Source organism: Variovorax sp. RTB1, from assembly GCF_035018765.1.
GTDB lineage: Bacteria > Pseudomonadota > Gammaproteobacteria > Burkholderiales > Burkholderiaceae_C > Variovorax.
The window spans coordinates 111,184-135,143 of the sequence record NZ_JASJXG010000004.1 but is presented as its reverse complement, the minus strand read 5'-3'; the positions used below and the strand labels follow the sequence as shown (position 1 = coordinate 135,143).

Sequence of the window (23,960 nt, the reverse complement as noted above, 5' to 3'; positions counted from 1 at the left end):
CCAAAGCGCTCAGGCGTGACCGGCGTCGGGCGACAGCTTCCAGGCTTCCAGCCCCAGCAACAACAGCGCGCGGTCGTAGCGCTGCTCGATCGGCGTGTCGAAGATGACCGCCGGATCGGCATCGACGGTAAGCCAGCTGTTCTCGGCCAGCTCGGACTCGAGCTGCCCCTGCTCCCAGGCCGCATAACCGAGCGACACCAGCACCTTGCGCGGCCCGGCGCCGGTCGCCAGCGCTTCGAGCACGTCTTTCGACGTCGTCATTTCAAGGCCACCCGGAATCGTCATGGTCGATGCATAGACCGACTCCTCGGGCTTGTCGCCTTCCGCGAACACCGGCTCGTGCAGCACGAAGCCACGTTCGGTCTGCACCGGGCCACCCTGGAAAACCGGCGCCTCACCCAGTTCGGGTCGACTCAGATGCAGCTCGATCTTTTCGAACAGACCCTTCAAATTCATGTCGCTGGGCTTGTTGATCACGAGGCCCAGCGCGCCGCGTTCGCTGTGTTCGCACAGGTAGATCACGCTGCGCCTGAATGCCTTGTCTGCCAGACCGGGCATCGCGATCAGGAAATGATGCGTCAGGTTCATCGGGGCAGAATCAGAAGCCATATGCCTCCCATTTTACTGGCCGTCGACAAAGCCTATCCCAAAGGGCTGATGTGGTTCCGTCGCGATCTGCGCGTGGACGACAACGCAGCGCTCTATCACGCACTGCGCAGCTGCCGGCAGGTGCTGTGCGTGTTCGTGTTCGATCGGGCCATCCTCGACGCCTTGCCGAGCGCCGATCGACGGGTCGAATTCATCCGCGAATCGCTGGTGGAGCTCGATGCGGAGCTGCGTACCCTGGGCAGCGGGCTGATCGTTCGGCATGCGGTCGCGGCCGACGAAATCCCGGCGCTGGCCCACGCACTCGAAGTACAGGCCGTGTTCGCGAATCGCGACGATGAGCCGGCAGCGCTCGAACGTGACGCCAAGGTGTTCGGCGCGCTGGCCAACGCCGGCGTCACGTATCACACCTACAAAGACCAGACCATCTTCGAGCGCGACGAGGTGCTCACCAAGACCGGTCAGTCGTACACCGTGTTCACGCCCTACAAGCGCGCCTGGCTCGCCAAGCTCGAAGCTTTCTATCTGAAGCCGTATCCGGTACGCCACTACGTCGATGCACTGGCACCGCCGCCCGAATCGCTTCGTGCCGGCGTACCGACGTTGAAGGCCATCGGCTTCGAGAAGACCAACCTCGCCGAGCTCGAAATCCCCACCGGCACCCAGGGCGGCGCAGCGCTGTTCGACGACTTCTTTCAGCGCATCGACCGCTACGACGCGTCGCGCAACTTTCCGGCGGTGCGCGGCCCGAGCTACCTGAGCGTTCATCTGCGCTTCGGCACGGTGTCGATCCGGCAACTGGCCGGCGTGGCACATCAACTCGCGCTGCAAGGCGACGTCGGGGCCGCGACCTGGCTCAGCGAACTGATCTGGCGCGACTTTTACTTTCAGGTGCTGGCGTTCAACCCGCGCATTGGCGAGGGCAAGAGCTTCAGACCCGAGTACGACAAAATCATCTGGCATCACGGCAAGCATGCCGACGGGCTCTTCGACGCCTGGTGCCAGGGCCGAACCGGCTACCCCTTGATCGACGCGGCCATGGCGCAGATCAACCAGACCGGCTACATGCACAACCGGCTGCGCATGGTGGTGGCGAGCTTTCTGTGCAAGGACCTGGGACTGGACTGGCGCCGTGGCGAGGCCTACTTCGCACTGCACCTGAACGACTTCGAGCTCGCCTCCAACAACGGCGGCTGGCAGTGGGCGAGCTCCAGCGGTTGCGATGCGCAACCTTACTTTCGAATCTTCAATCCGGTCACACAGAGCGAACGCTTCGACCCGGAAGGCAAGTTCATCCGGCGTTATTTGCCTCAGATTTCAAAGCTATCGAACACGTCGATCCACGCGCCATGGAATGCCACGCCAGTGGAGCTCGAAGCCGCCGGCATCGTGCTGGGCGAGGGCTATCCGAAACCCGTCGTCGACCACGCCGAGGCGCGCGAACGCACGCTGCAGCGCTACGGCGTGGTGCGCAGCAAGGCGGTGTCCGCAAGCTGAGCCGGCGCAGCCCGGCGAGGCCGCCTCGCTGTGTGCGGGCGCTTTCCTATGTTGCACGAAAGGTTGCAGTCTCGGTGCCGATTGAAAAGATCGGCTGCACGCGCCAGATCGATCTGGTGAGGACCGGGCTGGCTGCGCTTTCGTACGGTTCAGGCGGGGGCCGCCAGCGCAGGCTCGCTGGTGTAGCTGCGCACCAGTCGCAGCAACTCGTCTTCCGAGTAGGGCTTGCCGAGGTAGTGGTTCACGCCCAACGTGCGGGCGTGGTCGCGGTGCTTCTCTGCGATGCGCGAGGTGATCATGATGATCGGCAGGTCGGCCAGTGACTCGTCGGCGCGAATGTTGCGCGCCAGGTCGAAACCGTCCATCCGCGGCATCTCGATGTCCGACAGCACGACCGAGGGCCGCTCCTGCTGCAATCGTTCGAGTGCCTGCAGACCATCGGCCGCCAGCGCGACCCGATAGCCTTCGCGTTGCAGCAGGCGCTGCGTCACGCGGCGCACGGTGATCGAGTCGTCGACCACCAGCACCAAAGGCACTTGCGCGGGTGCTTGCGGCAACATGACGACCTGCGCCGTACCGCCTTCGGCCGAGCCCGCCACACGGGCTCCTTCCGCACCAACGCCACCCGCAGCCTGCAGCTGCCGTGCCAGCTCGCCATGCACCGCCGCCAGCGCGACCGGGTTGTAGAGCAGCGCGACCGCGCCCGATGCCAGCACCGAGATGCCCGCCATGCCCGGCAACCGCGAGAGTTGCGGGCCAAGGTTCTTGACCACGACTTCCTGGTTGCCCAGCACTTCGTCCACATGCAGCGCCACGCGTTGCGCCGCGCTTCGCACGATGACGATGGTGTTGTGTTTGCCCGGTGCCCGCTCGCTGCGTGCCGACGATTGCAACAACGCACCCGCCCAGTAGAACGGCACCTGCTCGCTGCCGAACGGGTAGCTCTGCGTCAGGTAGGCCGACTCGACGTCGGAACCACCCACGCGCTGCACCAGTTCGACCAGGCTCGACGGCACGCCGATCGACACCGCGCCGGCCCGCATCATCACCACGTGTGTCACCGCGGTGGTGAGCGGCAGCACCAGCTTGAAGCTCGTGCCGGTGCCCGTCGCAGTGCGCGTTTCGATGCGACCGCCGAGCGCGGCGACATTCGCGCGAACCACGTCCATGCCGATGCCCCGGCCCGCCAGTTCCGACACCTGATCTGCCGTGGAGAAACCGGCCTTGAAAATCATCTCGGATGCTTGGTCCACCGAAAGCTGTTGGCCTTCCTCGATCAGGCCGAGTGCGAGGGCGCGAGCGGTGATGCGCTCGTGGTCGAGGCCCGCACCATCGTCCTTGAAGGTGACCGACACGTCGTTGCCTTCATGCTGCAGGTCGATGAGGATCAGGCCGCTGGCATCCTTGCCGGCCTTTTCTCGCACGGCAGCGTCTTCGATACCGTGGGCCACGCAGTTGCGCAGCAAATGTTCGAACGCCGGCGTCATCCGTTCAAGCACGCCGCGGTCCATCTCGATCGTGCCACCGGTGATGTCGAGGCGCACCTGCTTGCCGGTGTCTTTGGAGGCCTGCCGCACCACGCGGTAAAGGCGGTCGGACAGACCCTCGAACTCGACCATGCGCGTGCGCAAGAGTCCGCGTTGCAGCTCGCGGGTTTGCCGTGCCTGCGCGCTCAAGTCGTCTTCCGTCGCCTGCACGGTTTTCTGCAGCGTGCGCTGCACCGTGGCCACGTCGTTGACCGACTCGGCCATCATGCGGGTCAGTTCCTGCACGCGGGTGAAGCGGTCGAACTCGAGCGGATCGAAGCCCTGTTGCGAATCCTTGGCCTGGGCCAAGCGAGACTGCATCTGGCTTTCGGCCTGCACTTCGATGTCACGCAACTGCTGACGCAAGCGGTCCAGGTTGCCGGTCAGGTCGCCGAGCGAACTGCGCAACTGGCCCAGCTCGGCTTCCAGCCGCGAGCGCGTGATGATGACCTCGCCGGCCTGCGCGACCAGACGATCGAGCAGTTGCGTGCGGATGCGAACCTGCTGGGTCGACGAGGCGCGCAACGGCACCAGCGCAGACGGCGTAGGCAGTGCAGCCTTGGTTTTGGCGAGCGCAGGCGTTTCGACCGTATCGACCGTTTCGACCGCTTCGACCGTGTCGATTCCTTCGGAGAACGGATCCGCGCCGGCTTCGTCAGCCGCGTTCGGCAATGGCTCGGCGGGCTTGGCAGCGCTGACCAGCGGCATCGCCGCAGCGGTCGCGGCCTTCTGTGCGATCTCCGCCTGCGTTGCCGCATCCTCCGCGCGCAGGGCATCGAAAGTAGCTTGCAGACCGTCGAAGCGACCCAGCAAACGCTCGACCGATGCGGCATCGGCGCCAGCGCTGCCGACGTACTCGATCTCCGATTCCATGCGGTGCGCGCGCTCGCCCAGGCGCATGGCGCCAGCCAGACGCGCGCTGCCCTTCAGGGTGTGCAGCGTGCGCAGCACCGACGCCCGCGGCGCCGTGTCATCGGGCCGCTGAGCCCATTCGCGCAGCGCGGTGCCGAGTTGCGGAAGAAGCTCTGCCGCCTCTTCTTCGAAGATGGGGAACAGGTCGACATCGACCGCGTCGGCCAGATCGATCGCGTCTTCAGAATCCTCCATCGCGACGTTGGGCACATGGGCTGCTGAGTCGGCTTCGGTCGAGGCCGAGAAGCCGGAGGGGCGATCGGCGTGCTCTGCGGGAGCGAAGACCTGTTCGACCCTGGCCTCCACAGGCTCTACCGGCATCAGCGACTCAGCCACTTCGCGCAGGGCCTTGACGGTTTCATCGGCAGGCTCTTTCAGGAAGCCAGCAGCGAATTGATGGAGCAGGCGCCGGAGCTCTTCGGCCGCAGCGACCAGCACCGCGCCTTGTGCTTCGGTGCCGCTGCCTTGCATGTGCAGATGCTGCAACGCCGCTTCGAACAGGCGAGCCATGCCGGACAGGCTCTGAAAGCCGACGGTGGCCGAACTGCCCGCGAGCGAATGCGCCAATCCGATGGTCGAGTCGGCCACTTGCGTGTGCGGCTCCATCGCCCACTCGCCGACCTGATTGGCGAGCTGGCGGGACCATTCGTCGGCTTCGTTCAGATAGACGTTGTAGAGCGCGATGCCGATGCGCAGCGGGCCGATCGCCTTGACCGCATCGTCGGCGCCCGAGGCATTGGCCGCATCGATATAGACGGAAGGCGGCACGATCTCAACTGGCAGCGCCATGGAGGGCTCGCCGGCCGACTTGAGCAACGGCTCGTCGGAGGGCCCGGACAGCAATGGACTGAACACGGGTTCGACGCCGCGCTCGAATTCCGCGGTCGATGATTCGCCGAACTCGCGGGGCGCCGAGAAGGCCGTCGTTTCGCGGCTCGGCTCCAACGGCGACTGGGCTGTCGCGAAGAAATCGATCTCGTCGTTGCCGAGGAAAAAAGCCGGGTCGTCAACCCGCTCGCGATCGCACTCTGGCGCCGGATCGAACTGCGTCGGCTTGGCGTCGAAATCGAGAAAGTCGGTCGATGCGAAGTCGTCGTCGGAGTGGTCGAGCCGCGGTGCAGCCGGACGATCTTCGGCGGCGTCCTTGGCTTCTTTGCCAGCTTCCTCGGCAGACGCAGGCTTCGAGAAATCGAACTCCAGCGGCGCGTCGTAGGCCGTTGTGAGGAAGTCGAGATCCGGCAATTCCGGCATCAATGCGTCGGGCTCGCTCGGCGTTGCTGTCGCTGCAGCCGGCGGCTCGGCAGCGATCTGTCGCGCCGCAATAGCCAGCGCATCGGCGTCGGCCGCACGCGTCGGCATTGCCGCGATCGGCTCGCCCGACCGCAGCGCCTCGGCCATTGTCCGGAAAGGAACAGCTTGCCAGTTGTGCGGTTCGCCGGAGGCAACGGCCTCGACCCACTTCGCGAAATCCTGCAGCGCCCTGCCGGTGCCTTCGATCAATTCCGGCGTTTCGGCGCGCTGGTCTGCGAGCCAGGTGTTCAGCACCTGCTCGAAGGCCCACGCGGCTTCACCGAAGTCCATCAACCCGACCATGCGCGAGCTGCCCTTGAGCGTATGGAACGCACGGCGCAGCACGGTCAGTTCTCCGCCTTCGGCCGCGTCGCGGCGCAATGCAGACACCGCGGCCAGGCCGTTGTGCAGCACTTCGCGCGCCTCGTCCAGAAAGATGTTTTGCAGGTCTTCTTCTTCGAGCTCGGTGACCTCGGTGTCGGGCATCGAATGTTCGAGCGGCGCCGGTCCGGTGATCTTCGAGGTCCAGCTGTCGGTGGCGCGGCTGAACTCTTCGAGCGGGGAAACTTTCTTGCGGCTCGGCGCTGCGAGTGCAGCCAGTTTGGCCGCAATTTGTGCGTCCACTTCTTCCACGCTGAGCTTGGCGTCGTACGCGGCTTTGGCGGCGATCGGCGCTGCAGGAAGCGTTACAGAGGGCGCTGGCGAATGCGACGAAACGTCGTGCAACACGGGCGCAGCAGCAGGTGCGATCGACACCGGCACCGGCGCTTCGGGCACCGAGTCGGCCCCTTGCCGGCCCATCAACGGCTTCAGCTCGCCGGTTGCCGCGTCGAACACGAACAAACGCTTTGCCAGCGCCGGCTGGTAGCCCAGCATGTCGATCAGAAAACCGAGCGCGCCGAGGTTGTTGCCGAGCGAATCGAAGCTGCGCGTCTCTTCGGCCGACGATTCTTCGATGGTCGAATCGCGGGCCATCAGGTTGTCGACGTTGTCCCGCATGCGCTGCACGGTTTGCGCAGCCTGGTCGAGCCCGAGCACCGAGAAGACACCGCGCATTTGCAGCAGCTGGCTCGGCACGGTGCGCAACGAACTCTTGTCGCCCGGCCGACGGAAAAACTGGTCGAGCGATTTTTCAAGCTCGCTCAAATGGGAGCGCAACTCATCGACCACGGTGCCCATGGTCTGCCGATCGCTCACGCGTCGGTAGAGCTCTTCCATCCACGGTTCGAGCGGCTCCGAATGGCCGCCTTCACGAGCACGGTCGATGCGACCCGCGAGCTGCACAGTGCGCGCGGTCAGTTGCCGATCATGCGGGTCGAGGTCTTCGAAAGCCGCTTCCAGGTACAGCACCGAGGTCGCGACTTCCATGGCGAGTTCGGTGGCCGGTGGCTGCCCGGCGCGGAGCGAATCTTCGACTGCGTTGTTCAGCGCCTGCACCATCGGTGCACTGGGCGGATGCAGCTTGCCGAGCGACTCTCCCAACTGCGCGAAGGTGTCTGCCACCTGCCGCATGCGGGTCATGTCGCCACCCGACAGCGCCGACCACATTTCCTTGGCGGCCTCGATGCGTTTGCGCGCCTGCACCAACACCAGCGGATCAAAACGACCGAACTGTTCGACGGTGTAGTCGACGTGTTGCTCGGCTTCGAGGCCCCAGGCCGCACGCACGGCGCGCAAGGTCAGGGCTTCGTCGCGGGCGGTGGGCACGGCCTGTCCACAGAAGAACAGCAGGTCTTGCCCGAGTCGGTCCGACACGGTGTTGTCACCACGGGCGAGCGTGGCGTACTGCAGCAGCACACGCGAGGCGGCGCGCTTGACGTACACATCGGCGGGCATCAAGGCCAGGGAAAGCGATTCGAAGAATGCGGCGGCCAACGTCCAGAAACTTCGGACGCGGGAAATGGTGGCGCCGCGCGCGAGCCCGAGGCACAGCGCACTCAAGCGACGCGCAGCAGCGTCGTCGCCGGTCTTGACGACCTTGAGCACTTCGCGGTCGAGCTTGGATCGCACCGCCGGGTCGTAAACCAGCGTGGGCTGCCGGTCAGATGCCTCGATGTCGACCCAGCGAAAAGGCAGGCTCCAGAGGTCGGCCGGATGAACACGTTCATTGCCCACCAATTCGAGCACGTCGCGATACTGCGGAAACAGCGCGATCGGCGACACCGTCTTGCCCGACAACATGGCACTCAGAAAGTCAGTGACAGCAAAACCGGCCTTGTCGATTTTTTGTACAGCGGCTTCGTTGCAGCGCGTCGGCTCCGCGACGAAGCTCTGCACGGCGAACTCCATCGCGCCCAGCACCAGCGCCGGCGCGGCATGACCGACCATCTGCAACGCGCCCACGGCTTGATGCAGTTGCTGACGCGCGAGCCGCAGCGGCCCGGCATCGAGCTCGGGCACCGTGCCCGATTCGCGCGAGAAACGGCGCAGCGATTTGCTGACGCCGTCGATCGATTTCTGGATTTCACCCAAGACCCAGGCCAGCGGTCCAAGGTCTTCGGTGGCCGGCGCGTTGCCGGCGACATGAGCGGTGGCAGGGCTTAGGGTCGACACGATGTTTTCTCGGCGTGTATTTTTTTTAACGGGCGTCGGACGTCGAACGGCTTAAGCGATCTTGAAACGCGACACCGACTGGCGAAGTTCTTCAGCCATGTGCGACAGCTCGCGCACCTGTTGCGCGGTGGTGCGCGTGCCTTCGCCAGTTTGCTCGGTCACCGCAAAAATGTGCTGAATGTTGGCAGCCACCACGTTGGCCGAATCGGCCTCGCGCGATGCCGATTGGGAGATCTGCTCGATCAGCTCGGCAAGGCGACGCGACACGCGGTCGATCTCCGACAGTGCGGTGCCGGCGTTGTCGGACAACTTGGCGCCTTCGACCACACCCTGCGTGGAGCGCTCCATGGCGCCTACGGCATCCTGGGTGTCGGTTTGAATCGCCTTCACCAGCGCCGAGATCTGACGCGTCGCATCGGCCGACCGCTCGGCCAGCCGCTGCACTTCTTCGGCCACTACCGAGAAGCCGCGGCCGGCTTCACCGGCCGATGCCGCCTGAATGGCCGCGTTGAGTGCCAGCACGTTGGTCTGCTCGGTAATGTCGGAAATCAGCTCGGTGATTTCACCGATCTCCTGCGACGATTCGCCGAGCCGCTTGATGCGCTTGGACGTTTCCTGGATCTGGTCGCGAATCGAGTTCATACCGCCGATGGCGTTCTGCACCGCCTGCAAGCCGGACGATGCGGCCTGCAGCGACTGCCGCGCCACCGTGGCCGACTCTTGCGCCTGTGCCGACACGCCGTTGATTCGCTCGGCCATCGTCAGGACCGACTGCCCGGTCTCGCGAATCTCGCGCAGCTGCTCGGTCGAAGCTGCCAGCAGCTCGGTCGATGTGCTTTCCACTTGCGACGTCGTTGCGGCCACGCGGGTCGCCGTGTTCTGCACGTTGCCCACCAGCAAACGCAGTTCTTCCACCGTGTAGTTCACCGAATCGGCGATGGCGCCGGTGATGTCCTCGGTCACCGTGGCTTCTTGCGTCAAGTCGCCCTCGGCCACCGTTTGCAGCTCGTTCATGAGCCGCAAAATTGCCGCCTGGTTGGCGGCGTTCACGCGGCTCGCGTCTTCGCGCATGCGCTCGGCCTCGACCCGTTCGTTCTCGGCCAAAGCGGCACGTTCGCGCCCTTCTCTCACTTGAACGAAACCGATCGCGCCAGCGAGCAGCAGTGCCGCCAGCGCCAGCACGAACAGCATCACCAGGGTGCCGGCGCCCAGGCCGGTGCGTTGCGACAGCTTGTCTTGCAGATCGCCGAGCGCGAGGCGCAGCGGTTCGCTGTCGGTCAAGATCATCGATTGCGCTTCGCGCGCCGCCACCAGGCCCTGCAGGTTTCCGAGAATGGCACCGGCCTGGCCGCGCGTCTGCTCATACGTCTTCAGGATGGCTTCGAGTTGCTGGCGGGTCTGCGCATCGCGCGAGCCGGGCAAGCGTTGTTGCGCATTGCCGTCGAGCAGGCCGCGCGTAATTTCCTGGAAGGTGTTCAGGTCTTTGCCAAGCAGGAACACCGCATCGGGGCTCACGCCTTCGACCGTCAGAAATTCATTGGCAGACTTGCCGATCCGCTGCGTCAGCATGACCAGCTGACCGGCAGCAGAGATCTCCGGCACGGTCGCGTTCTGCTGCATCTTGAGCGACGCCACCGTCTCGGTCATTTCAAGCAAATCGGACGACTGGCGGTTGATGTTGCGAAGCGCGGCACCGACCTGCGTCAGGATCTGCTGCTGCGCCAGCACGGCTTTGGCGCTCTTGTCGGCACGATCGACCAGCGGATTGATTTTTTCGAGTTCCGCGTCGTACTGAGAACCGACACGCTCGAGCTTGAGCGAGTCGTCACCGGCCGTCAGGCCTTGTGCGCGACGCGCCAGATCGTCCGAACTTTCCTTCACTTCGGTGAAGGCCGGCACGTTGCCCACCAGCGCCTGCGAAACCGACTTGGCCAGACGCTGCGATTGCATCAGCGCCTGACCAGTCGAAGCCACCTGTTGTGCCAAACGCTCTGCGCGAAGAATAGCGGAACCCGCCACGAGAAGCAGCAGCAACACGACCGCCGCCAGCACGCCGGCCAGCACGCGCTGTTGGCGTTGCAGCCCACCGCGTGTCGCCAACGGCGCACCGGTGCCATTGCCCGCCGATGCCGCCAGGGGCTCAGGCACATCGTCGAAATTACGGCTGGGCGCAAAGTCGGCGTGGCCATCCGGAGACACCACGGTATCCGGAGGTTCGGGCGCGTGTGCAGGCACCGCAGCCGCCTCGTTCGCGGACTCACGGCGCAACAGCACCGTTCGTTCTTCCGGCGGCTGAACCGTCTCGGTGTGCTCGAGCGACATGGCCGCGGCGTTGCTGGCGTGAACGGTCACGCCGTCTTCCCGCAAAGGTAGAAACTTCTTGAACTTGTCGGCGATCGAACTCACGGTCGGTCCTTCAGGTTGTTGTCTGCTCGACGCCCTCAGGCGCCGATGCTCAAAAACTGGGGTTGCTGCGACAGCGCCTGCAGGTTGACTTCCTGCCAGCGCTCTCCTGCAACGTCTGTGTAGGCATGCCCGAGCCACGCGGGCGCATCAGGCCCCGGCAGCTCGGCAGCGGTAAATGCTTCAACGCCACGCAGCCCGATCAGGCGATCGACGAGCAATGCGCAATTGACTTCGAGCAACTCGTTCAAGGCCACCATGCGCGACTGCGCACGGGCCGATTCGGTAGCGGCCAGCGGCGTCGCAACGCCCGATGCAAAACTCGACAACTGCACCACGCCGTACAGGCCGCCGCGCAAGTTGGCGACGCCGAGGAACCACGGCTCGGTATAGGGCACTGCTTGCGGTGGCGTCCAAGGAAATATCTCGCCAGCATGGGAGAGGGGAAACAGGTACTTGCGGTCGCCTGCTTCGACTGCGAGCCAGGAGGCAGACACACCCGATGTGCGCGCTGCCTGCAGACGACTGGCAAGTCGGGACTGGAAAGCGCGCAGGGCGTCGCGGTTGGCCATGGACTCGTCGGGACGATCAGGCCAGCGCGCTGATCTTTGCCATCAGTTCGGCCGCGTTGACCGGCTTCACGATGTAGTCGCGAGCGCCCTGGCGCATGCCCCAGACGCGGTCCGTTTCCTGGTTCTTGCTGGTGCACAGAATGATGGGCACGGATGCGTATTGCGGATTGCGCGCGATGGCGCGAGTCAGCTGAAAGCCGTTTTGACCGGGCATCACGACGTCCATCAGGATGAGGTCGGGTTGTTCTTCTTCGAGGCGGCGCATCGCGTCGTCCGCGTTCTCTGCGGTTTTGACGGCGAACCCATTCTTCTGGAGCAGGTCGGTCAAAAACAGCAACTCCGTCTTGGAGTCGTCGACGACCAGCACTTTGTGAATCGGCATTAAGGTGCTTCCTGTTGAACCAGACCGAACTGCTGCACGGCTTGCAGCAACTGGTCTTTGGTGAACGGCTTGGTGAGATAGTCCTGCGAGCCGACCATGCGGCCGCGCGCCTTGTCGAAGACGCCGTCTTTGGAAGACAGCATCACGACAGGGACGTTTGAAAAATGCGCGTTGCGCTTGATGATGGCGCAGGTCTGGTAGCCGTCGAGACGCGGCATCAGAATGTCGCAAAAGATGAGGTGCGGCTTGTGGTCGTTGATCTTCGAGAGTGCATCGAAGCCATCTTCGGCGAGCAGCACTTCATGACCACCTTGCTTCAGGAAGATCTCGGCACTGCGCCGAATGGTGTTGCTGTCATCGATGACCAGCACCTTGTAACCGGACCCGCTCGTGCTCATTCGCACTCCTCGTTGCACCCACACCGGGAAGACGACTGCGCCGACTTCTCAGCGCAGGAAGCACGACCCTATGCCATGCTTCACATCTCAACCATTTCGAAGTCTTCCTTGCGCGCCCCGCACTCCGGGCAAGTCCAATTCATTGGAACCTCTGCCCACGCCGTACCTGGCGCAATACCATCTTCTGGTACTCCCACCGCTTCGTCATAGATCCACCCGCAAATCAGGCACATCCAGGTTTTCGTATTCATCGCAGCTTAAAGTCCCTGTACATAGAATGCAACGATTGTATCTAGGCGTATCACGATTACACGTGACCAACGTCTCACATATGCCACCATCGCGTGACACCAAACGGCGTATGACAACTTACTTACTACCGCCCGAGAACGCCCGCCTTCCTGGTGATCTTAACGACCCCCCAACAACCGAAGAAGACGAGGGGCTAGAGGTCGAAGGCCTGGATCCTCCCTGCGTGCTGGTTTTTAATGCGAGCGACCCCAGCGGCGCCGGTGGATTGGGCGGCGATGCACTCGCCATGGCCTCCGTCGGCGCCCACATGTTGCCGGTCGTAACAGGCGCCTACGCACGCGACACCGCCGAAATCTTCGATCACTTTCCGTTCGATGAAGAAGCCGTTGCCGAACAAACGCGCGCCATCCTGGAGGACGTCGAAGTGCAATTGATCAAGGTCGGCTTCGTCGGCACGCCGGAGATCCTGAGCACAGTTGCCGAAACCGCGACCGACTATCCCGAGGTACCACTGGTGGCGTACATGCCCAACCTGTCGTGGTGGGACGAGAACCTCATCGAGCCGTACCTCGACGCTTTCCGCGAACTGCTGTTGCCGCAGACGACGGTTCTGGTCGGAAACCACAGCACCCTGTGGCGCTGGCTGTTACCCGACTGGTCCGGCGACCGGCCACCCGGAGCGCGCGACATCGCCAAGGCCGCGGGCGAGTTCGGCGTGCCCTACACGCTGGTGACCGGCATCATGCTGCCCGACCAGCACATCGACAACGTGCTGGCGTCACCGCAATCGGTGCTCGCGAGCGAGAAATACGAGCGGCTCGAAGCCGTGTTCTCCGGTGCTGGCGACACGCTGTCGGCTGCGCTCGCGGCACTGCTCGCCAGCGGTACCGACCTGGTCGCAGCCACCGGCGAAGCGCTGAGTTATATGGATCGCTGTCTCGACGCAGGCTTCAGGCCGGGCATGGGGCACGTGATTCCCGACCGCCTCTTCTGGGCGCAAGAAGAAGAAGAAGAAGATCTCGACGATGACCCTCCCGAAATCGGAGACGCCTCCGATTTCGGCCTGCCTCCGCATGACACCCGACACTAATCTCTCGCACTGAAAAGCACTGACATGGCTACCGACCTCAACGAAACCCTCTTCGAGCGCGCTCGCGCCGTCATCCCCGGCGGCGTCAATTCGCCGGTCCGCGCATTCAAGGCCGTGGGCGGCACGCCGCGCTTCGTCAAGCGCGCGCAAGGCGCTTACTTCTGGGACGCCAACGACAAGCGCTACATCGACTACATCGGCTCATGGGGTCCGATGATCCTCGGCCATGGCCATCCGGCGGTAGTCGAAGCCGTACAGAAGGCCGTGCTCGACGGCTTTTCCTACGGCGCGCCGACCGAACGCGAGATCGAATTGGCCGAAGCCATCCTCGCGCTGGTGCCGTCGATGGAAATGGTGCGCCTGGTGAGCTCCGGCACCGAAGCCGCGATGAGCGCGCTGCGGCTGGCGCGCGGTGCCACCGGCCGCAAGTACATCATCAAGTTCGAAGGCTGTTATCACGGCCACGCCGACGCGTTGCTGGTCAAGGCTGGCTCCGGTCTCGCAACCTTCGGGCATCCGACTTCCGCAGGCGTGCCGCCCGAAGTCGTGCAGCACACGCTGGTTCTCGAATACAACAATATCGCGCAACTTGAAGAAGCCTTCACGCTCCACGGCCACGAACTCGCTTGCCTGATGATCGAAGCGATCGCCGGCAACATGAACTTCGTGCGCGCCACGCCCGAGTTCGCCAAGCGCTGCAGGGAGCTCTGCACTCAGCACGGCGCGCTGCTGGTATTCGACGAAGTGATGACGGGTTTTCGCGTTGGCCTGCATGGCGCGCAGGGCGTGCTCGGCGTCACGCCCGACCTCACTGTGCTGGGCAAAGTGATCGGCGGCGGTATGCCACTGGCTGCATTCGGCGGGCCGCGCGCCATCATGGAGCAGCTGGCGCCGCTTGGCCCGGTGTACCAGGCGGGCACGCTGTCGGGCAACCCGGTAGCCACCGCATGCGGTTTGGCGACGCTCAAGGAAGTGGCCAAGCCCGGCTTCTTCGAAGGGCTCGGCCGGAAGACGCGTTCGCTGACCGACGGCCTGCGCGCCGCTGCGAAGGCCGAGGGCCTGCCCTTCAACGCCGACAGCGAAGGCGGCATGTTCGGTTTCTTCTTGATGGATGCACTGCCGCAAAACTACGCGACGGTGATGACGACCGATAACGCCAAATTCAACGCGCTGTTTCACGGCCTGCTCGACCGCGGCGTCTACATCGCACCGGCTTTGTATGAAGCCGGGTTCGTCAGCGCGGCGCACAGCGAAGAAGACATTGCAGCGACCATCGCGTCTGCGCGCGAGATCTTCAGGACACTGGCAAATCGGTAAGCGCGCCAGCCGCTGCAGCTAAGCGCTGGATCCTGTGCATCGGCCAACGGTGCCGATGTCCGCCTTGCTCACGGCTGCGACGGCTGCGACAGTACCCATTTCGCGAGGAGCGCCGCATCGGCTTCGCTCACCTGCGGTTGCCGCGGCATGATGAGGCGACCCCAGACACCGACGCCGCCGCTGCGAATCTTGGCGGCCAGATGCGCCGGTGCGCCTGCATCGTCGCGGTAGCGCGCCGCGACCTGCGCGAAGCCCGGGCCGACCTGCGTGTGGACCAGCCCGTGGCACGACAGGCAGCCGGATTTGTTGGCCAACGCCTGCCCTTGAACTGACGCGGTCGCGATCGTGGTCGCCGTTGCAGGCGCTGGAGAAGTTGGCGTCGCCGCTGTCTGCGCCCACACCGCCGACCCGCTGCCTGCCACCACAACAGCAACCGCGACAGCAACTGCAACTGCCGCCCACCATCGCCCGGCTATCGGCCGCACTCGACACCCCGGCCAGTGGCGCATGTCTTCAATGCCGCTTCAATGCCGAAAGTGCCGCACGCCGCTGAGCACCATCACCACGCCGCGCTCGTCGGCTGCATCGATCACTTCCTGGTCGCGCATCGAGCCACCGGGTTGAATGACGCTGCTCGCACCGGCATCGACAACAACATCGAGCCCGTCGCGGAACGGGAAAAACGCATCACTCGCAACCGCCGTGCTCTTCAACGACAGCCCTGCATGCTCGGCCTTGATGCTCGCGATGCGTGCCGAGTCGAGGCGGCTCATCTGGCCCGCGCCGACGCCCATCGTCATGCCACCGGCACAGAACACGATCGCGTTGCTCTTGACGAACTTGGCGACCTTCCATGCGAACAGCAGGTCTTCGAGTTGCTCGGCGGTCGGCTGCTTCTTGCTGACCACCTTGAGTTCGCTCGCGGCGAGCACGCGGTTGTCGGCGGTCTGCATCAGCAGGCCGGAGCCGACACGCTTGACGTCGACCGCGTTGCGCCCATTGTCCCAATCGGTCGCGCCACCCGGCGGCAGTGCGATCTCGAGCACGCGCACATTGAGCTTGGCCTTGGTCGCCTGGAACACCGCGAGCGCTTCGGGCGTGTAGCCGGGCGCCATTAGCACCTCGACGAACTGCTTGTTGATTTCTTGCGCGGTGGCTGCGTCCACTGGACGATTGAACGCGATGATGCCGCCGAAGGCCGAAGTCGGATCGGTCTTGAACGCCTTTGCATAAGCCTCGGCCGCATCCTTGCCGACCGCCACGCCGCACGGATTGGCGTGCTTCACGATCACGCATGCAGGAACGTCAAAGCTCTTGACGCATTCCCAGGCCGCATCGGCATCGGCGATGTTGTTGTAGCTCAACTCCTTGCCTTGCAACTGCTTCGCGCTGACCAGCGATCCCGGCGCCGGGAACAGGTCGCGATAGAACGCGGCCTGCTGGTGAGGGTTCTCCCCGTAACGCAGATCCTGCAGCTTGACGAAGCGGCCGTTGGTCTGCGCGGGGAACAGCGCACGCGTCGGCGCGGGCTGGCCGATGCTGGCGTCGAAGTCGATGGCAGAGAGGTAGTCGCTGATCGCGCCGTCGTACTGGCTGATGCGATTGAAGGCGGCCACCGAGAAAGCGAACCTGGTCTTGTCGCTCAGCTTGCCGTCTGCCCTGAGTTCGGCCAGTGCCTGCGGGTACTGCGCGGCATCGGTCAGCACGCCGACGTCTTGCCAGTTCTTGGCCGCGCTGCGCACCATCGCCGGCCCGCCGATGTCGATGTTCTCGATCGCGTCTTCCAGCGTGCAGCCGGGCTTGGCGACGGTCGATTCGAACGGGTAGAGATTGACCACCAGCAAATCAATCGCCTCGATGTCGTGCGCGTCGATGGCCGCCACATGCGCCGGCACATCGCGGCGCGCGAGCAGGCCCCCATGGATCTTGGGGTGCAGTGTCTTGACCCGGCCATCGAGCATCTCGGGAAAGCCCGTGTGGTCGGCGACTTCGGTCACCGGCAAGCCGGCATCGGCAAGAAGCTTGGCGGTGCCGCCGGTCGAGAGCAGCTTGATATCGAGCGCGTGCAACGCCAGGGCGAATTCGAGGATTCCGGTCTTGTCGGAAACGGAGATCAGTGCGGTGAGTGCCATGGGGTGCTTTGTTGCTTCGTGTTTTGTTCTTCTGCTGCGGTGTGCTTACGCACTTACTTGAGCAACTTGTGTTCGACCAGCTTCTTGCGCAGCGTGTTGCGATTGAGACCGAGCCACTGCGCGGCGCGCGACTGGTTGCCCTCGGCCCGCGTCATGACGACGTCGAGCAATGGTTTTTCGACCACGCGCACGAGCATCTCGTACATACCGTCGGGCTCGGTGCCGCGCAGGTCGCGAAAGTAACTGTCGAGGCTGGTGCGCACGCAGTCTTCAATGTGTTTTTTGCTCATGCTTGTTCTCTGCTTCTCTTCTCATTCAGCGGTGGTGACCGCTTCCTCGTTCCCCATCGTCCCCATTGCGTCCGTCTGCTCTTCGTCAGGGCGGTACGTCGGCATGCGGTCCATGCGGACCCCAAGCTCATCGAAATATTCGCCGACCGCGCGCAGTTGCAATGCGCTGTCTTCGATCGTATTCATGCGGGCCCGGAACGCCTCGCCATCCGGCAGGCCCCGAACGTACCAGCCGATGTGTTTGCGGGCAGTGCGCACACCGCTGTACTCACCGTACAAACCATGGTGCTCTTGAAGATGGTCGAGCAGCAATCGCCGTACTTCGGCAACGAGCGGTGGCGCAAGGTGCGTTCCGGTTTCCAGGAAGTGCGCGATCTCGCGAAAGATCCATGGGCGGCCTTGCGCGGCGCGGCCGATCATCACCGCATCGGCACCGGTTGCTGCCAGCACGTCGCGTGCTTTCTCCGGACTGGTCACGTCGCCGTTGGCAACCACGGGCACACGCACCGCGGCCTTCACTGCCGCGATGGTGTCGTACTCGGCGGCACCCTTGTAGCCCTGCTCGCGCGTGCGGCCATGCACTGTCAGCATCTGCACGCCGGCTGCTTCGAAATCACGCGCCAGCTTCACCGCGTTGCGACGATCGTCGCTCCAACCGGTTCGCATCTTGAGCGTGACGGGCACGCCATGCGGCGCTGCAGCAGCCACCACCGCTTCGACGATTTGAAGCGCCAGCGGCTCGTCGCGCATCAATGCGGAGCCCGCCCATTTGTTGCACACCTTCTTGGCGGGGCAACCCATATTGATATCGATGATCTGCGCGCCGCGCTCGATGTTGTATTGCGCTGCTTCGGCCATCATTGCCGCATCGGTGCCAGCGATCTGCACCGAGATCGGACCGGGCTCACCCACATGATCGGCACGGCGCGACGTCTTGAGCGAGCCCCACAGATCCCTTCGCGAAGTGACCATCTCGCTCACTGCATAACCGGCACCGAGTTGTCGACACAGCATGCGAAACGGCCTGTCGGTCACGCCGGCCATGGGCGCGACGAACAGGCGGTTTTCCAGCGTGATGTTGCCGATCTGCAGTGTCATGAAAGTGGAAGCGGGTGTGCTGTCGGCTGCTGAAAAATGAGGCACGATTGTAGCCACGCCGCGTTTCAGTGACTGAAACGATTTGCACGAATATTTGCCTCGGGTTTGCGAGCCCGTTCGCGGCGTTGGTCGCCCGGTCTTCAGCCGTCCCGATCGGTGCCCGCCCGATCGCGCGTTTTTCCCACAACGTGCCCAAAGCACCGCTTCCTATACTGCGCGACCATGCAAGCCTGGCTCGACTCTCTTCTCGCACTGCTCGCGCTCCCGCAATACGGGCTGTCGACGCTTTTCATGGCCGCTTTCGTATCTGCCACGCTGGTGCCGGTCGGGTCCGAGCCGTTTCTATTCGGCCTTCTCAAGTTGAACCCGTCTATGTTCTGGCCGGCCATCGGCGTCGCGACCCTTGGCAACACTTTGGGCGGCGCCGTCGACTGGTGGATGGGTTATGGCGCGCACCAAGTCGCCGACAAGTATTCGAATTCCAAGCACCACACGCGCGTGCTCAAGTGGCTTGAAAAGCTCGGCCCCAAAGCGTGCCTCTTGAGTTGGCTGCCGCTGGTCGGCGATCCGCTTTGCGCCGTCGCCGGCTGGCTCAAGCTGTCGTTCTGGCCGTGTGTGTTCTACATGGCCATTGGCAAATTTGCGCGCTACGTGACGATGACAGTCGCGCTTCTCTACATCTGGCCGGAGTAACCGAGCGGCTCAGCCCAGCAGGGCGTACGGGCCGCCGCGTTCGAGTGCGCGCTTGTAAGCGGGGCGCGCATGGATGCGCTCGAGATAGGCCATGAGCTTGGGGCGAGTCGCATTGAGACCGCCGCGCGCTTTTGCCGCTTCGACCGGGAAGCTCATCTGGATGTCGGCACCGGTAAAGTTCTCTCCAGCGAACCAGCGGCTCTTGCCGAGCTCGCCTTCCATGAATTCGAGGTGCGCCTTGATGTTCGGTGTGATGAAACCAGCCTTGGCCCTGGCAGCGATGGATTTGGCGATCGGCTTCACGAAGAAAGGCATCTTGCCGTTCTCGATTTTGTCGAAGATCAATTTCAACAGCAGCGGCGGCATGGCAGAACCCTCTGCGTAGTGCAGCCAGTAGCGATAACGCAGTGCTTCCGGGGTTCCCGCGGCAGGTGCCAATCGGCCTTCACCAAAACGCTCTATCACCGTCTCGACAATCGCTCCGGACTCTGCCAACGTCAACCCGTCCTCGGTTGTCACGACGGGCGATTTGCCCAGCGGATGCACCGCGCGCAACTCGGGTGGTGCCAGCATCGTCTGCGGGTTGCGCTCGTAGCGAACGACTTCGTATGGCAGGGCGAGCTCTTCGAGCAGCCAGAGCACGCGTTGCGAGCGCGAGTTGTTGAGATGGTGAACGGTGATCATGAGCGTCGCAAAATGCGAATGAATTCTGGAAAGATCGGGAGTCTAACGACGCTGTTGCTGTGCGCCTTGGGCGGGCTGGCATCCGATGCCAATGCACTGGAACCCGAGGCGATTTTTCAACGTGTCTCGCCCGCTGTGTGGACGGTGAAGGCCGATCGTGGCAGGGGCGCGTTCTCCATCGGCAGCGCGGTCGCCGTTACGCCCGCTGCAATGGTCACCGCGTGCCATGTGGTCGACGCGCGTCTTTCTGATCACGAGAGACGGCCAGTACGGCACTGCCACCAGTTCAGCTGCACTCATCGGGCATGTCAAAGCATGCGCCGGTCGCAACGTGACCTGCGCGGTCTACGCTGTGGACAACACCGTCGTTTGGGGCATGCAACAGGCAGCGGCAAAGTAGCCCTGCCAGTGGCGCTGCAAACGGTTCAGGAGCTGAACAGGAAGTTCATCACGTCGCCATCCTTGACGACGTATTCCTTGCCTTCGCTGCGCATCTTTCCGGCGTCCTTGGAGCCCTGCTCGCCCTTGAAGGCGATGTAGTCGTTGAAGGCGATGGTCTGGGCGCGGATGTAGCCCTTTTCGAAGTCGCCGTGGATCACGCCCGCCGCTTGCGGGCCGGTGTCGCCGATATGAATGGTCCAGGCGCGCACTTCTTTCACGCCGGCGGTGAAATAGGTTTGGAGGCCGAGCAGCTGGTAGGCCGCGCGAATCAGCCGGTTCAGGCCCGGCTCTTCCTGGCCGATTTCGGCGAGGAACATCTTCTTGTCCTCGTCGTCCATCTCGGACAGGTCGGCTTCGATCTTGGCGCAGATGGCCACCACGGGCGCCTTCTGCTTGTCGGCGTATTCACGCAGTCGATCAAGGTACGGATTGTTCTCGAAGCCGTCTTCGGCCACGTTGCCGACGAACATCGCCGGCTTGGCGGTGATGAGCGTGAACGACCTGACCAGCGGTTGCTCGTCTTTCGTGAATTCGAGCGCGCGCACCGGAATGTTTTCATTCAGGGCGGCCTGGCATTTCTCGAGCAGGGCGACCAGCTTGATGGACTCCTTGTCGCCCGAACGCGCCGTCTTGCCGTGGCGATGCAGCGCCTTCTCTACCGTGGCGAGGTCGGCCAGGCACAACTCGGTCTGGATCACTTCGATGTCGGAGATCGGATCGATCTTGCCCGCCACATGAATCACGTTGTCATCGTCGAAGCAGCGCACCACGTTCACCGTGGCGTCGGTTTCGCGAATGTGCGCCAGGAACTTGTTGCCCAGTCCTTCACCGGTGCTGGCGCCGGCCACAAGGCCCGCGATGTCGACGAATTCGACGATGGCCGGAACGATGCGTTCTGGCTTCACGATCTCGCTCAGTTGCGCCAGCCGCGGGTCGGGCACTTCGACCACGCCGACATTCGGCTCGATGGTGCAGAAGGGATAGTTTTCCGCTGCGATGCCGGCCTTGGTCAACGCGTTGAAAAGGGTGGATTTACCGACGTTGGGCAGGCCGACGATGCCGCATTGCAAACTCATGGAGGTCCTCTGGAATCAACCCGTGATTTTAGGCGAGGACCTCGAAGCTTCGACGTCGCGCGACTTCCGGCGGATTCCGGGCGCTTCGCATGCAGCATAAGGGTAAAACCCGACGCGCAAACGTTTGCGCAAACGTTTGCTTTGGCTACGATCGGAGTCCCGGCAACAGACCGGAGCCCATCCATTTTCAGGAGACATACCGTGAAATTCACTCGCCGCACCATTCAATCCACCGCCGTTCTGGCACTGCTGGGCGCCCTCGCCGCGACGCCTGCGCTCGCACAGGACAAGCCCAAGGTCGCATTGGTCATGAAGTCGCTGGCCAACGAGTTCTTCCAGACCATGGAAGACGGCGCCAAGGCGCATCAAAAAGCACACGCATCCGAGTACACGTTGATGGCCAGCGGCATCAAGGACGAAACCGACACCGCCGCCCAGATCAAGATGGTCGAGCAGATGGTGGCGCAGAAAATCAATGCGCTGGTGATCGCCCCGGCGGACTCGAAAGCGCTGGTACCGGTGATCAAGGCGGCCATCGACAAGGGCATCCTCGTCGTCAACATCGACAACCAGCTGGACACCGCCGCGCTGAAGGAAAAGTCGATCCAGGTGCCCTTCGTCGGCCCCGACAACCGAGCCGGCGCCAAGCTGGTCGGCGACTACCTGGCCAAGAGCCTGAAGGCCGGAGACAAGGTCGGCATCGTCGAGGGCGTCTCGACCACGTTCAATGCGCAGCAGCGCACGCTCGGCTACCAGGATGCAATGAAAGCCGCCGGCGCCACCGTCGTCGGCGTGCAATCCGGCCAATGGGAGATCGACAAGGGCAACACCGTGGCGGCCGGCATGATGCGCGAGCATCCCGACCTCAAAGCACTGCTGGTCGGCAACGACAGCATGGCGCTCGGTGCCGTGGCGGCGGTCAAGGCCGCCGGCAAGACCGGCAAGGTGTTGGTCGTCGGCTACGACAACATCGGTGCCATCAAGCCCATGCTCGCCGACGGCCGCGTGTTGGCCACAGCCGACCAGTTCGCAGCGAAGCAGGCGGTGTTCGGGATCGAGACCGCGCTCAAGGCGCTGGCCGCCAAGCAGCCCCAGTCCTCGATGCCCGCCGAGGTCAAGACCGACGTGGTGCTGGTCACCAAGACGACCAAATAACCACGCCATGCCGCTGGCCGCCGTCGCGCCGCTCCTGACGCTGGAGTCACTGGGAAAGGACTACTCCACGCCCGTGCTCGACGACGTGTCGCTCGCGCTGCACGCGGGTGAGGTGCTGGCACTGACCGGCGAGAACGGTGCCGGCAAGAGCACTTTGTCGAAGATCGTCTGCGGCCTGGTGACCGCGACGCGTGGGACCATGGCCCTGGACGGCAACGTCTTTTCACCGGTATCGCGGCGCGACGCGGAACGCCAGGGCGTCCGTATGGTGATGCAGGAACTCGGCCTGGTGGCAACGCTGTCCGTCGCCGAGAACCTGCTGCTCGATCGCTTGCCCCATCGCGCCGGCTGGGTCCGACGCAGCGAACTGCACGCACTCGCTGCGCGCCAGTTGGCCAAGATCGGGATGCAGGGCATCGATCCCGGCACGCCGGTCGCGCGCCTGGGCATCGGCCAGCAGCAAATGGTCGAGATCGCACGCAACCTGCAGGACGACACGCGCGTTCTGGTGCTGGACGAACCGACGGCGATGCTGACGCCGCGCGAAACCTCGCACCTGTTCGAACAAATCGATTTGCTCAAAGCACGTGGCGTCGCCATCGTCTATGTGTCGCATCGATTGGAGGAGCTGCAGCGCATTGCCGACCGGGTCGCCGTGCTGCGTGACGGCCGGCTGGTCGACGTGCGCGCGATGGCGGGTGTCCGTGAATCCGAACTGGTGCAACGCATGGTCGGCCGCGCGGTCCATGAACACGAAGGACGTCCACGCCGCCCGGCCGGTCGGGTGCTGTTGCAGGCGACCGGCCTCGGCCGCGCGCAGACGGTGCGCGACGTCGATCTGACGCTGCACGCCGGCGAAATCATGGGACTTGCCGGATTGGTCGGCTCGGGCCGAACGGAACTGGTGCGCCTGCTGTTCGGCGCAGACAAGGCCGACCGCGGCGAGATCGCCCTGCACGGCGAGACGCCGGCATCCGGCGGCACAGCGCCGGTGCAGCACATCCGGCCCGGTTGGCGTTCGCCGATGCAGGCCATTCGCGCCGGCATCGGGCTCGTGACCGAGGACCGGAAATCGCAAGGGCTGCTGCTGCCGCAATCGATCCGCGTCAACACGACCTTGAGCGACCTGCGCGCCGTGTCGCGAGGCGGGTGGCTTCAGCCGGCCAAGGAACGGTCGATCGCACAGCGGTGGGTCGACGTGCTGCGCATACGCTCGCGCAGCGTCGAACAGCCGGTGGCCACGCTGAGTGGCGGCAATCAGCAGAAGGTGGTGTTCGCGCGCTGGCTCCATCGCGAATGCCGTGTGCTGCTGCTCGACGAGCCGACGCGCGGCGTCGACGTGGGTGCCCGCGCCGACCTGTATACCGAACTCGACCGCATGACAGACGCCGGCAAGGCACTGCTGATGGTGTCGAGCGATTTGCGCGAGCTGATGGCCATGTGCGATCGCATCGGCGTCATGAGCGCGGGCCGGCTCGTCGCGGTTTTCGAGCGTGGTCAGTGGACCGAACAGTCATTGCTCGCTGCCGCATTCAGCGACACGACGGCCAAGTCAGTCACACAACCTTCCAGCCTGCCGGCTTGACCGGTCTT

General features: G+C 63.9%; 19 protein-coding genes. 6 read left to right on the top strand and 13 right to left on the bottom strand.

Annotated features, from left to right (window positions below):
• Positions 1 to 9: 9 nt before the first annotated feature.
• Positions 10 to 609 carry a YqgE/AlgH family protein gene (locus QN397_RS04510; RefSeq protein WP_323495697.1) on the bottom strand — a complete coding sequence of 200 codons (600 nt, stop codon included), beginning with the start codon at positions 607 to 609 and terminating at the stop codon, positions 10 to 12.
• On the opposite strand from QN397_RS04510, the gene QN397_RS04505 reads away from it, so the two are divergent.
• Complete coding sequence (locus tag QN397_RS04505; protein ID WP_323500179.1) at positions 610 to 2,103, top strand: deoxyribodipyrimidine photo-lyase; 1,494 nt, start codon at positions 610 to 612, stop codon at positions 2,101 to 2,103. It begins immediately after the preceding gene.
• A 149-nt stretch (positions 2,104 to 2,252) separates the two neighbouring features.
• On the opposite strand, the gene QN397_RS04500 is transcribed toward QN397_RS04505, so the two are convergent.
• The 6 genes from QN397_RS04500 to QN397_RS04475 all read right to left on the bottom strand — a co-directional run bounded on the left by QN397_RS04500 (position 2,253) and on the right by QN397_RS04475 (position 12,390).
• Positions 2,253 to 8,384: a hybrid sensor histidine kinase/response regulator gene (locus tag QN397_RS04500; RefSeq protein ID WP_323500178.1), complete on the bottom strand. Its 6,132-nt coding sequence runs from the start codon at positions 8,382 to 8,384 to the stop codon at positions 2,253 to 2,255.
• A gap of 51 nt (positions 8,385 to 8,435) precedes the next feature.
• A complete protein-coding gene (locus QN397_RS04495; RefSeq protein ID WP_323500177.1) occupies positions 8,436 to 10,790 on the bottom strand; it encodes a methyl-accepting chemotaxis protein in 2,355 nt (784 codons plus the stop codon).
• A gap of 35 nt (positions 10,791 to 10,825) precedes the next feature.
• A complete protein-coding gene (locus QN397_RS04490) occupies positions 10,826 to 11,359 on the bottom strand; it encodes a chemotaxis protein CheW (RefSeq protein WP_187053074.1) in 534 nt (177 codons plus the stop codon).
• 16 nt (positions 11,360 to 11,375) lie between these two features.
• Entirely contained in the window at positions 11,376 to 11,741 is a 366-nt protein-coding gene (locus QN397_RS04485) for a response regulator transcription factor (RefSeq protein ID WP_187053075.1), read from the bottom strand.
• A complete protein-coding gene (locus tag QN397_RS04480; protein ID WP_187053076.1) occupies positions 11,741 to 12,139 on the bottom strand; it encodes a response regulator in 399 nt (132 codons plus the stop codon). The genes QN397_RS04485 and QN397_RS04480 overlap by 1 nt, the downstream gene beginning before the upstream one ends.
• Before the next feature lie 80 nt (positions 12,140 to 12,219).
• Positions 12,220 to 12,390, bottom strand: coding sequence for a rubredoxin (locus tag QN397_RS04475; RefSeq protein WP_187053077.1), 171 nt, complete (start codon positions 12,388 to 12,390; stop codon positions 12,220 to 12,222).
• A 110-nt stretch (positions 12,391 to 12,500) separates the two neighbouring features.
• Between QN397_RS04475 and thiD the strand changes: the two genes are divergently transcribed.
• Entirely contained in the window at positions 12,501 to 13,481 is a 981-nt protein-coding gene (thiD, locus tag QN397_RS04470) for a bifunctional hydroxymethylpyrimidine kinase/phosphomethylpyrimidine kinase (RefSeq protein ID WP_323500176.1), read from the top strand.
• 24 nt (positions 13,482 to 13,505) lie between these two features.
• Positions 13,506 to 14,798 (top strand): glutamate-1-semialdehyde 2,1-aminomutase, encoded by a 1,293-nt coding sequence (hemL, locus tag QN397_RS04465; protein ID WP_323500175.1) that lies wholly within the window; start codon positions 13,506 to 13,508, stop codon positions 14,796 to 14,798.
• A 68-nt stretch (positions 14,799 to 14,866) separates the two neighbouring features.
• Here the strand turns inward: hemL and QN397_RS04460 are convergent, their stop codons facing one another.
• From QN397_RS04460 to dusB, 4 genes are all read right to left on the bottom strand, one after another.
• Positions 14,867 to 15,112: a c-type cytochrome gene (locus QN397_RS04460; protein ID WP_323500174.1), complete on the bottom strand. Its 246-nt coding sequence runs from the start codon at positions 15,110 to 15,112 to the stop codon at positions 14,867 to 14,869.
• Between the two features lie 210 nt (positions 15,113 to 15,322).
• Entirely contained in the window at positions 15,323 to 16,930 is a 1,608-nt protein-coding gene (purH, locus tag QN397_RS04455; RefSeq protein WP_323500173.1) for a bifunctional phosphoribosylaminoimidazolecarboxamide formyltransferase/IMP cyclohydrolase, read from the bottom strand.
• A 53-nt stretch (positions 16,931 to 16,983) separates the two neighbouring features.
• Positions 16,984 to 17,220 (bottom strand): Fis family transcriptional regulator, encoded by a 237-nt coding sequence (locus QN397_RS04450; RefSeq protein WP_187053082.1) that lies wholly within the window; start codon positions 17,218 to 17,220, stop codon positions 16,984 to 16,986.
• 21 nt (positions 17,221 to 17,241) lie between these two features.
• The gene (gene dusB / locus QN397_RS04445; RefSeq protein ID WP_323500172.1) at positions 17,242 to 18,318 is read right to left on the bottom strand and encodes a tRNA dihydrouridine synthase DusB; all 1,077 of its coding nucleotides are present in this window, start codon (positions 18,316 to 18,318) and stop codon (positions 17,242 to 17,244) included.
• A gap of 222 nt (positions 18,319 to 18,540) precedes the next feature.
• On the opposite strand from dusB, the gene QN397_RS04440 reads away from it, so the two are divergent.
• The gene (locus QN397_RS04440; protein WP_323495709.1) at positions 18,541 to 19,011 is read left to right on the top strand and encodes a YqaA family protein; all 471 of its coding nucleotides are present in this window, start codon (positions 18,541 to 18,543) and stop codon (positions 19,009 to 19,011) included.
• Positions 19,012 to 19,020: 9 nt separating this feature from the next.
• Here QN397_RS04440 and QN397_RS04435 read toward each other — a convergent pair whose 3' ends face one another.
• Together QN397_RS04435 and ychF are read right to left on the bottom strand one after the other, a co-directional pair.
• Entirely contained in the window at positions 19,021 to 19,695 is a 675-nt protein-coding gene (locus QN397_RS04435; protein WP_323500171.1) for a glutathione S-transferase, read from the bottom strand.
• A gap of 425 nt (positions 19,696 to 20,120) precedes the next feature.
• Entirely contained in the window at positions 20,121 to 21,212 is a 1,092-nt protein-coding gene (gene ychF / locus QN397_RS04430) for a redox-regulated ATPase YchF (RefSeq protein ID WP_323495711.1), read from the bottom strand.
• Positions 21,213 to 21,413: 201 nt separating this feature from the next.
• Here ychF and QN397_RS04425 point away from each other — a divergent pair, with 201 nt between their 5' ends.
• Positions 21,414 to 22,367 (top strand): sugar ABC transporter substrate-binding protein, encoded by a 954-nt coding sequence (locus tag QN397_RS04425; RefSeq protein ID WP_323500170.1) that lies wholly within the window; start codon positions 21,414 to 21,416, stop codon positions 22,365 to 22,367.
• 7 nt (positions 22,368 to 22,374) lie between these two features.
• Positions 22,375 to 23,952 (top strand): sugar ABC transporter ATP-binding protein, encoded by a 1,578-nt coding sequence (locus QN397_RS04420; RefSeq protein ID WP_323500169.1) that lies wholly within the window; start codon positions 22,375 to 22,377, stop codon positions 23,950 to 23,952.
• The last annotated feature ends 8 nt before the right edge of the window (positions 23,953 to 23,960 follow it).